Here is a 12,935-nt window from a genome sequence, read left to right as displayed (position 1 = left end):
CACCACCGAGATCCGCAAGGGGCTGGCCGGGGTCGTCGTCGACGAGACGGCGATCTCCAAGGTCAACCCGGAGACCAACTCCCTGCTCTACCGGGGGTACCCCGTCCAGGAGCTGGCCGCCCGGTGCAGCTTCGAGGAGGTCGCCTACCTGCTGTGGCACGGCGAGCTGCCGACCAAGGAGCAGCTCGCCGCCTTCGAGCAGGAGGAGCGCGCCCAGCGTGCGCTGCCCGAGAACGTCCGGGCCGCGATCGACCTCGTCCCGGTCACCGCCCACCCGATGGACACGCTGCGCACCGCGGTGAGCGTCATCGGGGCCAACGACGCGACGACGGCGGACTCCTCCCGCGAGTCCAACCTCGCCAAGTCCGTGCGCCTCTTCGCCCAGCTGCCCGCCGTCGTGGCCTACGACCAGCGCCGCCGGTGGGGCAAGGAGCTCGTGGAGCCGCGGGAGGACCTCGGCTACGCGGAGAACTTCCTCCACATGACCTTCGGGGAGGTGCCCGAGAAGGTCGTCGTCGACGCGTTCCGGGTCTCCCTCATCCTGTACGCCGAGCACTCCTTCAACGCCTCGACGTTCACCGCCCGGGTCATCACCTCGACCCTCTCGGACCTCTACTCCGCCGTCGTCGGTGCCATCGGCGCACTCAAGGGCCCGCTGCACGGCGGGGCGAACGAGGCGGTCATGCACGTCTTCGACGAGATCGGCAGCGCGGACAAGGCCGAGGCGTGGCTGGAGCAGGCGCTCGCCGAGAAGCGCAAGATCATGGGCTTCGGCCACCGGGTGTACAAGAAGGGCGACTCGCGGGTGCCGAGCATGAAGGCCTCGCTCGACACGCTCATCGAGCACTACAACCGGCCCGACCTCGCGGCGCTCTACGACACGCTGGAGAACGCGATGGTCTCCCGCAAGGGGATCATGCCCAACCTCGACTACCCCTCCGGTCCCGCCTACCACCTCATGGGCTTCGACACGGAGATCTTCACCCCGCTGTTCGTCGCCAGCCGGGTGACCGGCTGGACGGCGCACATCATGGAGCAGCTCGAGGCGAACGCACTCATCCGGCCGCTGTCGGTCTACAGCGGTCCGGACGAGCGGCACGTGGAGTGACCGGTAGCGTGCCCTGGTACGCACTGACCCGCGCCGTGCGCGTCGCTGTCCGGAGCGCACGGCCCACACCCTGAGGAGTGCCCTTGTTGAGGATCGGGTACAAGGCTTCGGCGGAGCAGTTCGGCCCCCGAGAGCTGGCCGACTACGTCGTGCTCGCCGAGCAGGCGGGGTTCGAGTCGGCATTCATCTCCGACCACTTCCAACCCTGGCGGCACGACGGTGGGCACGCCCCGGCGTCGCTGCCGTGGCTCGGGTCGGTGGGCGCCCGGACGGAGCGGATCGTGCTCGGCACCTCGGTACTCACCCCGACGTTCCGCTACCACCCGGCGGTCATCGCCCAGGCCTTCGCGACGCTGGGCTGCCTGTACCCCGGTCGCATCATCCTCGGCGTCGGGACGGGAGAGTCGCTCAACGAGGCGGCGCTGGGCATCCCGTGGCCGGGCGGAAAGGAACGGCTGGCGCGGTTGCGTGAGGCCGTAGCGCTCATCCGGCAGCTGTGGGCCGGCGAGCGGGTGAGCTTCGAAGGGGAGTACTACCGGACCGACAAGGCCACGGTCTACGACCGTCCGGAGCAGCAGGTCCCCATCTACATCGGCGCCTCCGGGCCCATCGCGACCCGCTTCGCGGGACGGGAGGGCGAGGGCTTCATCACGACGTCGGGCAAGGCACCGGAGCTCTACTCGGAGAAGCTGCTGCCCGCGCTGCGGACGGGGGTCGAGCAGGCGGGACGGTCGCTCGACGACCTCGACCTGCTCATGGAGGTCAAGGTCTCCTTCGACCCGGACCGGCGGCGGGCGTTGGAGGACACCCGCCACTGGGCCGCCCTGGCGCTCTCCCCCGAGGAGAAGGTCGGGGTCGAGGACCCCATCGAGATGCAGCGCCTGTCCGACGCGCTGCCGATAGAACGGGCGGCGTCGCGGTGGATCGTGTCCGACGACCCGGACGAGCACGTCGAGCAGATCCGCCGCTACGTGGACCTCGGCTTCCGGCACCTCGTCTTCCACGCTCCAGGGCCGGACCAGGCCCGCTTCATCGAGCTCTACGGGGAGGAGATCGTCCCGCGGCTGCGTCGGATGACCTCCGCCTGACGCGAGCGTCCTCGCCCCGTCGCCGACACATACACACGCCGCATCCGGACAGGCTCCACCTGGAGACCGCGCAGGTGGCAGGATCGAACCGTGACGACGACCGAACCCGCCCCGCAGATCTCGGCCGACGCGCGTACCGACCTCGTCTTCGCCCTCCGCGCAGCGATCGACGGTGAGGTCCACGACGACGCCCTCTACCGCGGCCAGTACTCCACCGACGCGTCGAACTACCGGGTCGTCCCCGACGTCGTCGTCGTCCCCCAGGACGTCGACGACGCGCGGGCCGCGCTCGACACGGCCCGCCACCTCGGCGTGCCGGTCACCGCCCGGGGCGCGGGCACATCCATCGCGGGCAACTCCATCGGCCCCGGTGTGGTCATCGACTTCTCCCGGCACGTCAACCGCATCCTGGAGATCGACCCCGAGGCGCGCACCGCCCGGATCGAGCCGGGCGTCATCATGTCCGACCTGCAGCGTGCGGCCCGGCCCCACGGCCTGCGCTTCGGCCCCGACCCCTCGACCCAGAACCGGGCCACCCTCGGCGGGATGATCGGCAACAACGCCTGCGGACCGCGGGCGGTGGCCTTCGGCCGCACGGCGGACAACGTGGCCGCCCTCGACGTCGTCGACGGCACCGGCCGTGCCTTCACGGCGGGCAGGGGAGACCTCGCTGTCGTCCCCGGGCTCGAGAAGCTCGTCCAGGCGAACCTCGCGCCCATCCGCACCGAGCTCGGGCGCTTCAAGCGCCAGGTCTCCGGCTACAGCCTCGAGCACCTGCTCCCGGAGAACGGCGCCGACCTGGCGAAGATGCTCGTCGGCACGGAGGGCACCCTCGTCACCGTCCTCGGCGCCACCGTCGACCTCGTCGAGATCCCCTCCGCCCCGGTGCTCGTCGCGCTCGGCTACCCCGACATGGCCCATGCCGCCGACGCCGTGCCGGCCCTCCTCGCCCACGAGCCGCTCGCCGTCGAGGGGATCGACGCGCGCCTCGTCGACATCGTCCGCCGCCACCACGGCCCCCAGGCGGTCCCCGAGCTGCCGCCGGGGGAGGGGTGGCTGCTCGTCGAGGTGGGTGGGGAGAACGACGACGACGCCCTCGCCCGCGCCCGGCGGCTCGCCAAGGACGCCGGCACGAGTGCCGTCGCCGTCGTCCCGGCCGGCCCACAGGCCGACGCGCTGTGGCGGATCCGCGCCGACGGCGCCGGCCTGGGCGGACGCACCCCCTCCGGGGCCCAGGGCTGGCCGGGCTGGGAGGACGCCGCCGTCCCGCCGGAGAAGCTCGGCGCCTACCTGCGCGACTTCGAGGCGCTCATGGCCGACCACGGGGTCGACGGGCTCCTGTACGGCCACTTCGGTGACGGCTGCATGCACGTGCGGATCGACATGCCCCTCGACAGCCCGGAGGGCATCGCCCCCACCCGGGACTTCCTGGTCGCCTCCGCCGAGCTCGTCACCTCCTACGGCGGGTCGCTCTCCGGGGAGCACGGGGACGGCCGCGCCCGCAGCGAGCTGCTGCCGCTCATGTACTCACCCGGGATGATCGACCTCTTCGGCCAGGTCAAGACCCTCTTCGACCCGGCCGAGAACCTCAACCCCGGCGTCCTCGTGCGTCCCCAGCCGCTCACCGCCGACCTGCGTCGCCCCTACGCCAAGCCGCTGCTGCCCGTCGCCGGCGGGTTCACCTTCCACGAGGACGGCGGGGACCTCACCACCGCCGTCCACCGCTGCACCGGTGTGGGGAAGTGTCGCGCGGACAACTCCGCCGCGGGCGGCTTCATGTGCCCCTCATACCAGGCGACGAGGGATGAGAAGGACGTCACCCGGGGGCGTGCCCGCATCCTGCAGGAGCTGGCCAACGGCAGCCTCGTCACCGACGTCCGCAGCCCCGCCGTCCACGCCTCCCTCGACCTGTGCCTCTCGTGCAAGGCGTGCTCCAGCGACTGCCCGGCGGGGGTCGACATGGCGCGGTACAAGTCCGAGATCCTCCACCGCAGCTACCGCGGACGCGTCCGGCCGGTCACCCACTACGCGCTCGGGCAGCTGCCGCGCTGGGCCCGGCTCATCACCCGCGTCCCGGCCGTCGCCCGTCTCGTCAACGCCGTGCTCGGCCGCCGCCCGGTGGCGAGGGCCGTCATGGCCCTCGGCGGGATGGACACCCGCCGGCAGATGGTCACCTTCAGCACCGAGCGCTTCTCCCGCTGGGCCGGGGGCCGCCCGGACGTCGCCGCGCGGCGCGCACCCACCGCCCGGGGGCTCGCCGCCGTCGACCCCACCGGGCCCGACACCCCCACCGACGGCCGTAGCCGGCCCGCCGGTGCCGCCGCGGACACGCACCCGGCCGATCGGCAGGTCCTCCTGTGGGCCGACACCTTCTCCGAGGCGCTCGACGGCGCGGGCGCGCGGGCGATGGTGCGGGTGCTGCGCGAGGCCGGCTACGAGGTCCTCGTCCCGCAGGACGCCGCGTGCTGCGGGCTCACCTGGATCTCCACCGGCCAGATCGACGGCGCGCGCCGTCAGCTCGAGCGGACGATGTCCGTGCTCGCCCCGTTCGCCGCGAACGGTGTCCCGATCATCGGCGTCGAGCCCTCGTGCACCGCGACGCTGCGCTCTGACCTCGTCGACCTCTTCCCGGAGGACCCGCGCGCCCGGATGATCGCCGAGGGCACCTACACCCTGGCCGAGCTGCTCACCGCCCCCGAGCCGCTCGGCCCCGGCGAGGCCTGGCAGCCGCCCTCGCTCGAGGGCGTCGAGGTCGTCGCCCAGCCGCACTGCCACCACCACTCGGTCATGGGCTGGGACGCCGACGCCGCGGTCCTCGCCCGCGCCGGCGCGACGGTCACCCGGCTCGCCGGATGCTGCGGCCTCGCGGGGAACTTCGGCATGGAGAAGGGCCACTACGACGTCTCGGTCCAGGTCGCCGAGAACGCCCTGCTGCCGGCGCTCCGGGAGGCCGGGCCGCAGACCGTCTACCTCGCCGACGGCTTCTCCTGCCGCACCCAGGCCGAGCAGCTCGCCGGGCGCCGCGGCATCCACCTCGCCCAGCTCCTCACCGGCGAGCGGTAGGCCGTCCGCGGCGCCCGCCGGGCCCTGGGCGCCGCGTGGTCGACATGAGAAGATGTCTGCCTACCCCACCGCTGAGAGAGTTCAGGTCAGTTCCGTATGCCCTTGTTCGAGTTCGAGGCCGGCCAACTCATCCCGGCGCAGGTCGGCCATGCCGTGACCGACCCGGTGGAGCCCGCGGTTCTCGAGGCCGTGCGGACCCAGGTGCTGGAGATCCTCCGGCTCCCGGTCCTGCCGGTGACCTGGCACGACGACGACGGCACCCCGCGGCTCACCGCGATGGACCCGGTGGGCAACGTCGTGAGCATCGAGGTGCTCGACCGCCTCGACGCCCGCAGCCTGGTCGCCGCACTGGGCCGGGCCGGGCGCTGCGGCCAGCGCGGCTGGATCGACGTCGCCCGCAGCTACCCCAGCGGGGTCGGCGCCTTCCGCCGGGACTGGAACGCCTTCCGCGAGTCCCAGCCGGTCGGCACCGCGGTCGCCTCCCGCGTCCACGTGGTCGCCGCCCACATCGACGACGACGTCCGGCTGGCGCTCGACGCGCTCGCCGGGGCGGGTGTCGTCGTCCACCAGCTCGTCGTGCGGACGATGTCCAACGGGCGGCTCTTCCTCGACGTCGCCGAGGTCACCGCGCACGTCGCCCCGCTGCCCTGGCTGCTGCCTGCCCGGGCCGCCGCGGCGCTGGAGCAGACGCTCGGCAGCTCCGCGGGTGCCGTCCCACCGCCGCCCTCGGCGCCGGCCGCGGTGCCGGGCGCGAGCCTGGACGTCGCCGCACCCGCCGCACGCCCCGCGCCGCAGACCCCGCAGGCCCCGGCCGACACCCCCGCCGCCGCGGAGGGGGAGGAGGAGTTCCGCCGCATCTGCGCCAGCCTCGGCGGCCCCACGCCGCTGGTGTGGGTGCACGACGGCCAGCGCCACGAGGCGACCCTCCTGCCCGAGGGGCGCATCGTCGTCGGGGAGGAGCGGTTCAGCGCCCCGGAGGAGGCCGCCGCCGCGGTCGCCCGGGGCCGGGTGCCGGCGGACCCGTGGAGCGCGTGGCGCTTCGGTGAGCACGGGCCCAGCCTGCGCGAGGCCCGCGAGGAGCTGCGTGCCCTGCGGGACCGTCCCGGTCGGCGCACCGACCAGAGCGGCCCCGTCACCGGGGTCAGACGCCGGGCACGGCGTAGGCGCGCAGCCACCGAGTGAGCTCCCGGTAGGCGCGGCCGCGGACCGCGGCGGGGGAGAGCAGGACGTCGTGGATGGCGTCCTGCACCCGGACGATCGTCACGTGCGGGCCGAGACCGAGCGCCCGCCGGGCGGTGAGCTCGACGTCGATGACGGTGTCCGTGCGCCGCATCTCCTCCGACCAGCGCGACGCGAGCAGCGAGGCCTGCGACACCAGGACGAGCACCGGGCAGTCGATCCTCAGCCCGGCCGCCACCTGCGAGTGCCCGGCGAGCACGGCGGCGAGCCACCCGGGGCGGATCGGTGCGCTCGGGCTGGTCCGCCACGCCCACTCGATCGGCCACCCGGTGACCGCCGGGTCGGTGAGCTCCTGGGGGGTCGGCTCCGGCAGCGCGTCCCCGGTCTCCTCGGGGTCGGCGGCCGCGTCCTCGGCGGCGCTGCCGCGCAGCACCCGGCTGTAGAAGCCGAGCTCGCGCAGCGGCAGAGCGGCCCGCGGCTGGTACTTCGCGAGCCGTTCGATCACCGGCTGGCCGAGCGTGCGCACCAGCCACGAGCCCTGCAGCTCGAGCCACGGCGCGTTGAGGACCAGGGCGCGCAGCGCGCCGGGGTGGCGGTGCGCCCACAGCGCCGCCGTGAGACCACCGGTCGAGTGCCCCATGAGGACGATGTCGCCGAGGTCCGGGTGGTCGGCGCGGATGAGGTCGCGCGCCGCGTGGATGTCCTCGTCGTAGGTGGACAGCGACTCGACGTAGCCGCGCGGCTGCCCGGGCCGCAGGCTGCGTCCGTAGCGGCGCAGGTCGAGGGCGTAGAACGCCGCCCCGAGCGACGCGCAGTGGCGGGCGAGCTCCCGCTGGTGGAAGTAGTCGTTCCACCCGTGGAGGTAGAGCATGACGAACCGCGGCGCGACGACTCGCTCCACCTCCGGGTCGTCCTCGGGCCGGTAGCGCACGACGGTCGCGACGACGTCGCCGTCCTCGTCGGGGAGCAGCTCGACCGTCCGGGCGGTGAAGCCGTCGCCGAGCACGTCCGGTCCCCACGCGCCCACCGGCGCGACGGGGAGGTCGGCGAGGGCGGCGTCGGGGTCGAGCTCCCCGGCGTCCGCGGCGGTCGGCGCCGACGGGGCGGACGTCGTGGACGGTGCGGTGGGCTCGCCCGCACGCGCGGACCGGAGGAACGGGATGCTGGCCACCCGCCTATCGTGCCCGCAACCGGCCCGGAGGCCCAGCGGTCAGATGCGCGCGGCGACCTGCTCGAGGAAGGTGCCCAGGTGGCGGCTCATCTGCTCGTGCTCGATGAGGAACCCGTCGTGCCCGTAGGGGGAGTGGACGTAGCGCACCGGGCCCGCGCCGGGGACGGCGGCGGCGATCCGCTCCGACTCGCGCGGGAGGAAGAGCCGGTCGGAGTCGACCGCGATGACGAGCGTGTCCGCGGTGACCTCCGCCAGCGCCGCCTCGACCCCGCCCCGGTCCCGGCCGACGTCGTGGGTGAGCATCGCCCGGGTCAGGGAGAGGTAGCTGTTCGCGTCGAAGCGCAGCGCGAGCTTGGTGCCGTGGTGGTCGAGGTAGGACTGGACGGCGAAGCGGCCGCCGAGCATCGGGTCCTCGGCGTGCTGTGGGAGGCGGCCGAAGCGCGTCTCCAGCTCCTCGGCGCTGCGGTACGTCGTGTGCGCGATCCGCCGCGCGAGCGAGAGCCCGGCGTGCGGGCCGTGCCCGGGCGGGGCACCGTAGTAGTCGCCGCCGCGGAAGTTCGGGTCGAGCTCGATGGCGGAGATCTGCGCGTGGCCCCAGGCGATCTGGTCCGCCGTGGACTGGGCGCCGGAGGCGATGACCGCGATCGAACGCACCCGGTCGGGTGCGGTGACCGCCCACTCCAGGACCCGCTGCCCACCCATCGAACCGCCCACGACGTGCGCCCACCGCTCGATGCCGAGCCGGTCGGTCAGCTCGAGCTCGGCGGCGACCTGGTCGCGGATGGTGATGCTCGGGAAGCGGCTGCCCCACGGGGTGCCGTCCGGCGCGGAGGAGGAGGGGCCGGTGGAGCCCTGACAGCCGCCCAGGACGTTCGCCGCGACGACGAACCACCGGTCGGTGTCGATCGCCTTGCCGGGGCCGACGATCGTCGACCACCAGCCCGCGGTGACGTGTCCCGGCCCGGCCGGGCCGGTGACGTGGGAGTCGCCCGTCAGCGCGTGGCAGACGAGCACGGCGTTGTCCCGGGTCTCGTTGAGCTGCCCCCAGGTCTCGTAGGCGAGGACGACCTCCGGCAGCCGGCCGCCGGCCTCGAGGTGGAGTGCGCCGATGTCGACGAAGGAGCGGTTGCCCGGCCCGTGCTCGGGCCGCCACGCCCCGGTGGCCGGGATGTCCTCGGGGGCCACGCGCGCCCGGACGCGGTGGGGGGCGGGTTCGCCCGCCACCGCGGTCCAGGTGCGCCTCTCGAGCGTCACGGCTGCTGCTCGCCCCCGACGGCGGCGGTCGCCTGGGACACCGCCGAGGCGGCGCGCAGACCCTTCTCGAGGTCGGCGATGATGTCGTCGATGTGCTCCAGGCCCACGGCGAGACGCACGAGGCCCGGGCTCACGCCGGCACCGGCGAGGGCCTCCTCGTCGAGCTGGGAGTGGGTCGTGGACGCCGGGTGGATCACCAGCGAGCGCACGTCGCCGATGTTGGCGACGTTCGAGTGCAGCTCGAGGGCGTCGACGAACGCGATCCCCGCCTCGTAGCCGCCCGCGAGCTCGAAGGTGAGGACGGCACCCGCGCCGCGCGGGGCGTACTTCTTCGCCCGCTCGTACCAGGGCGAGGAGGGCAGCCCGGCGTAGCCGACCGAGGTGACCTGCTCCTGGGCCTCGAGGTACTCGGCCACCCGCTGGGCGTTGGCCACGTGCCGCTCCATGCGCAGGGACAGTGTCTCGATGCCCTGGGCGATGAGGAAGGCGTTGAACGGCGAGACGGCGGCACCGATGTCGCGGAGCAGCTGCACCCTCGCCTTGAGGATGAACGCGGGGGCGCCCAGGTCCTTGTAGACCAGCCCGTTGTAGCTCGGGTCGGGCGTGTTGTAGTTCGGGAACCGCTCCGGGGCGGCGGACCAGTCGAAGGTGCCGCCGTCGACGATGGCACCGGCGATCGAGTTGCCGTGCCCGCCGAGGTACTTCGTCGCCGAGTGGACGACGATGTCCGCGCCGTGCTCGAGCGGCCGGATGAGGTACGGCGTGGCCACCGTGTTGTCGACGACGAGCGGGACGCCGGCCTCGTGCGCGATCCCGGCGACGGTCTCGATGTCGAGGACGTCCTGCTTGGGGTTGGGGATCGTCTCGGCGAAGAAGAGCTTGGTGTTCGGGCGGACCGCGTCGCGCCACGCCTGCGGGTCGTCCGGGTCGCTGACGAAGGTGGTCTCGACCCCGTACTTCGGCAGGGTGTGGCGCAGCAGGTTGTAGGTGCCGCCGTAGAGGCTCGGGCTGGCCACGACGTGGTCGCCGGCCTCGGCGATGTTGAGGATGGCGAAGGTCTCGGCGGCCTGGCCGGAGGCGACGAGCAGGCCGCCCACACCGCCCTCGAGCGCGGCGATGCGGTCCTCGACGGCAGCCTGGGTCGGGTTGGTGATCCGCGTGTAGATCGGGCCGACCTCGGCGAGGGAGAAGCGGTTGGCAGCCTGCTCGGCGTTCTCGAAGACGTAGGAGGTCGTCTGGTAGATCGGCAGCGCCCGGGCTCCGGTGGCGGGGTCGGGCTGCTGGCCGGCGTGGATCTGCTTGGTCTCGAAGGACCAGGTGGACTCGGTCATGGTGTGTCTCCAGGTCGGGGGGAGCGGGGGCGAGCCGGCTCCCTGGCCGTCACGCCGTTCCCGCGGAGGGGGACTGCGCACGGCGGGCCTGGCGCCGAGTGCGGCGAGGGCATGCGAACGTGCGCGGCGGTCAGGTGCACATTCGACGACTCATGCCGCGAGCGTAGGGAGCGTCCTCGGCGACGAGAAGCCGTGTCTCGCTGGGCGGACGGACCCAGGGGGTGTGTCCACAGTGCGGACAGGGGTGGACAGATGGAAGAGTCACTGGTTCGGCACCGTCCACGCGTCCAGCGCGGCGAGCGTCAGTCGGACCACCTCGGCGAGCGCACCCGGCTCCTCGAACAGGTGGCCGGCGCCGGGGACGACGGCGAGCTCGACCGGTGCCCGCATCCGGGCGGCGGCCTGCCGGTTGAGCTCGAGCACCTGCAGGTCTGCGCCGCCGACGACGAGCAGCGTGGGCGCCTGGACGCGGGTGAGCGCCTCTCCCGCGAGGTCGGGGCGGCCGCCCCGGGACACGACGCCGGTCACCGGCCGGTCCGCGGCGGTGCGGAGCGCGGCAGCGGCACCGGTGCTCGCACCGAAGGTGAACACCGGCAGGTCGGTCCCGTGCCGGGCCACCCACCGGTCGACGGCCGCCGTGAGGCGCTCGGCGAGCAGCCCGATGTCGAAGCGCAGGTGCCCCGTGCGTGCGTCGGTCGCGGCCTCCTCGGCGCTGAGCAGGTCCAGCAGGACGGTGGCGTACCCGGCCTCGCACAGGGCCGCGGCCACCTGCCGGTTCCGCGGGCTGCGGCGGCTGGAGCCGGAGCCGTGGGCGAAGACGACGACGCCGCGGGGCCGGTGGGGCACGGTGACGTCCGCCGCCAGCCGGGTGGTGCCGACGTCGATCTCCTCGGTGGTGCTCATGGCCGGCCGGCCGCGCGGTCGAGGTGGCGGCGCACCTCGTCGTCGGTCGTCTGTCCGAAGTCGGCGTATGCCTGGCCGACGGCGGTGAAGCGCTCGGGGACCCACGCACAGACGACGTCGTCGGCCTCGAGGGACGCGCACGTGTCGGCCGCCCCGACGGGGACCGCGACGACAAGACGGGACGGCTCCTGGCTGCGCAGTGCCGCGAGCGCGGCGCGCATGGAGGCGCCGGTGGCCAGGCCGTCGTCGACGACGATGACGACCTTCCCCGCGACCGGCACCGGCGGGTTGTCGCCGCGGTAGAGCTTCTCCCGGCGGCGCAGCTCGGCGGTCTCCGCGGCGAGGACGGCCGCGAAGTCCTCCTCGCTCACCCGCGCGTGCCGCACGACCCCGTCGTTGCGGACCACGGTCACGGTCGACCCGACGGCGGTGATCGCACCCATGGCCAGCTCCGGCTGGCGGGGCAGCCCGAGCTTGCGCACGACAACGACGTCGAGCGGTGCCCCGAGCGCGGCAGCCACCTCGGCCGCCACCGGGACCCCGCCGCGCGGCAGCCCGATGACCACGACGTCGTCCCGGTCGGCGTACTCGCCCAGCTGCTGGGCGAGCACCCGGCCGGCCTCGGTGCGGTCGGCGTACCTCCTGCGGCGCATACCTCCAGGTTATGGCGGCTGTGGCGCGGGCGCAGGGGGCGTCGGGCCCACCGCCGTGGGTCTGCGCCGTTGCCGCCCGATCGATCGGTCAATGAACGTCCCTTCAGCCCCCGTGAACGGACGTGCTCCGACCGATCGATGCCAAGCGATGAGGCGGGGAGTTACAGGCGTGTGACTTCTGTGACTGGTGTGACTGGTGTTTTCTTCTGTGGTTCGACGCGCTAGCGTGAGCCGGGGCGCTCTGGTTCGGGGCGGCGAAGGAGGCACTGTGAGTTGGGTCCACCGGCGGCGGTACGCCGTGCTGTCCGTTGCTGTGCTCGCGCTCTCGGGCGGGGTGCTCGTGAGCGCCGCCACCGCGGAGCCGCCGAGCGAGGAGGACATCGCGGCGGCGCGCGCGGCGGAGGGCCGCACCGAGGCGAGCATCGCCGAGCTCGAGGTGGAGCTGGCCCGTCTGGCCACCCAGCTCGAGGAGGCCACCGTCCGCGCCCAGGTGGCCAACGAGGACTTCCTCGCCGCCCAGGCGGCGCTCGATGCCGCCACCGATCGCGCCGAGGAGGCCCGCGCGGCCGCCGACGAGGCCCAGCAGGAGGTCGAGCAGCAGCGCACGGAGATCGGGCGGATCGCGATGGCGGCCTACCGCTCCGGACCCGGCGCGCTCGGGCCGATCGAGCCGCTGCTCTCGGCGGACAGCTTCGAGAACGCCATGGAGCGGGCCACCCTCACCGACCGCATCGGCACCCGCGCGGACGAGGCGCTCCAGCGCTTCCAGGCCGCCGAGCTCGTCGCCACGACGTTCCAGCGCCGCGCGGACGAGGCGGCGCAGGAGCAGGAGGCGGCCACCGAGGCCCTCGCCGCCGCAGCGGCCGAGGCCCGCGACGCCGCGGCGAGCGCCGAGACGCAGCTCGCACTGTCGGCCGACCGACGCGAGAGCCTCATCACCCAGCTCGCCGAGCAACGCGGCACGACGGCCGAGCTCGAGCGGCAGCGGCAGGAGGCCCTGGAGGAGGAGCGGCGGCGCCGCGAGGAGGAGCTCGCCCGCGCCGCGGCGATCGAGGCGGCCCGGCAGCAGGAGGCGGCGGCCCGCTCCCATGCGCGCACCCCGCGCGAGACTGCGGAGCCCGCCGGCGACACCCGCCGCGTGACCCCGCAGCTCCCCGAGCAGCCGGTCCGTCCCTCCCCGGGGCC

The 12,935-nt window shown here is 74.0% G+C and carries 9 protein-coding genes and 1 pseudogene; 5 read left to right on the top strand and 5 right to left on the bottom strand.

The features are described 5' to 3' along the window. Positions 1–10 precede the first annotated feature (10 nt). From Q0195_RS11925 to Q0195_RS11910, 4 genes are all read left to right on the top strand, one after another. A complete protein-coding gene (locus Q0195_RS11925; protein ID WP_299278795.1) occupies positions 11–1,108 on the top strand; it encodes a bifunctional 2-methylcitrate synthase/citrate synthase in 1,098 nt (365 codons plus the stop codon). Positions 1,109–1,191: 83 nt separating this feature from the next. Beyond that, positions 1,192–2,196 carry a glucose-6-phosphate dehydrogenase (coenzyme-F420) gene (fgd, locus tag Q0195_RS11920; protein WP_299278790.1) on the top strand — a complete coding sequence of 335 codons (1,005 nt, stop codon included), beginning with the start codon at positions 1,192–1,194 and terminating at the stop codon, positions 2,194–2,196. Between the two features lie 90 nt (positions 2,197–2,286). Beyond that, positions 2,287–5,259, top strand: a complete 2,973-nt coding sequence (locus tag Q0195_RS11915) for an FAD-binding and (Fe-S)-binding domain-containing protein (RefSeq protein ID WP_299278788.1) — start codon at positions 2,287–2,289, stop codon at positions 5,257–5,259. Between the two features lie 96 nt (positions 5,260–5,355). After that, positions 5,356–6,441: a hypothetical protein gene (locus Q0195_RS11910; RefSeq protein ID WP_299278786.1), complete on the top strand. Its 1,086-nt coding sequence runs from the start codon at positions 5,356–5,358 to the stop codon at positions 6,439–6,441. Here Q0195_RS11910 and Q0195_RS11905 read toward each other — a convergent pair. From Q0195_RS11905 to Q0195_RS11885, 5 genes are all read right to left on the bottom strand, one after another. Continuing rightward, the gene (locus Q0195_RS11905; RefSeq protein ID WP_299278784.1) at positions 6,401–7,609 is read right to left on the bottom strand and encodes an alpha/beta hydrolase; all 1,209 of its coding nucleotides are present in this window, start codon (positions 7,607–7,609) and stop codon (positions 6,401–6,403) included. The two genes, Q0195_RS11910 and Q0195_RS11905, sit on opposite strands and share 41 nt — an antisense overlap. Before the next feature lie 39 nt (positions 7,610–7,648). Next, positions 7,649–8,794 (bottom strand): homoserine O-acetyltransferase, encoded by a 1,146-nt coding sequence (locus Q0195_RS11900; RefSeq protein WP_299278793.1) that lies wholly within the window; start codon positions 8,792–8,794, stop codon positions 7,649–7,651. A 65-nt stretch (positions 8,795–8,859) separates the two neighbouring features. Further along, positions 8,860–10,194, bottom strand: a complete 1,335-nt coding sequence (locus tag Q0195_RS11895; protein WP_299278781.1) for a bifunctional o-acetylhomoserine/o-acetylserine sulfhydrylase — start codon at positions 10,192–10,194, stop codon at positions 8,860–8,862. 261 nt (positions 10,195–10,455) lie between these two features. After that, the gene (locus tag Q0195_RS11890) at positions 10,456–11,097 is read right to left on the bottom strand and encodes an alpha/beta family hydrolase (protein WP_299278779.1); all 642 of its coding nucleotides are present in this window, start codon (positions 11,095–11,097) and stop codon (positions 10,456–10,458) included. Further along, entirely contained in the window at positions 11,094–11,750 is a 657-nt protein-coding gene (locus Q0195_RS11885) for a phosphoribosyltransferase family protein (RefSeq protein WP_299278776.1), read from the bottom strand. The genes Q0195_RS11890 and Q0195_RS11885 overlap by 4 nt, the downstream gene beginning before the upstream one ends. A 268-nt stretch (positions 11,751–12,018) precedes the next feature. Between Q0195_RS11885 and Q0195_RS11880 the strand changes: the two are divergent. After that, a pseudogene (locus tag Q0195_RS11880) lies at positions 12,019–12,935 on the top strand (hypothetical protein); the annotation flags it as partial.

Source organism: uncultured Georgenia sp. (assembly GCF_937958535.1).
Classification (GTDB): Bacteria; Actinomycetota; Actinomycetes; order Actinomycetales; family Actinomycetaceae; genus Oceanitalea.
This window is presented reverse-complemented; position numbering and strand designations above follow the sequence as displayed.

Excerpts from the sequence above, each read along its gene's own strand:
- Q0195_RS11890 (WP_299278779.1), bottom strand. The coding sequence starts at position 11,097 with ATGAGCACCACCGAGGAGATCGACGTCGGCACCACCCGGCTGGCGGCG.
- Q0195_RS11895 (WP_299278781.1), bottom strand. The coding sequence starts at position 10,194 with ATGACCGAGTCCACCTGGTCCTTCGAGACCAAGCAGATCCACGCCGGC.
- Q0195_RS11910 (WP_299278786.1), top strand. The coding sequence starts at position 5,356 with ATGCCCTTGTTCGAGTTCGAGGCCGGCCAACTCATCCCGGCGCAGGTC.
- Q0195_RS11885 (WP_299278776.1), bottom strand. The coding sequence starts at position 11,750 with ATGCGCCGCAGGAGGTACGCCGACCGCACCGAGGCCGGCCGGGTGCTC.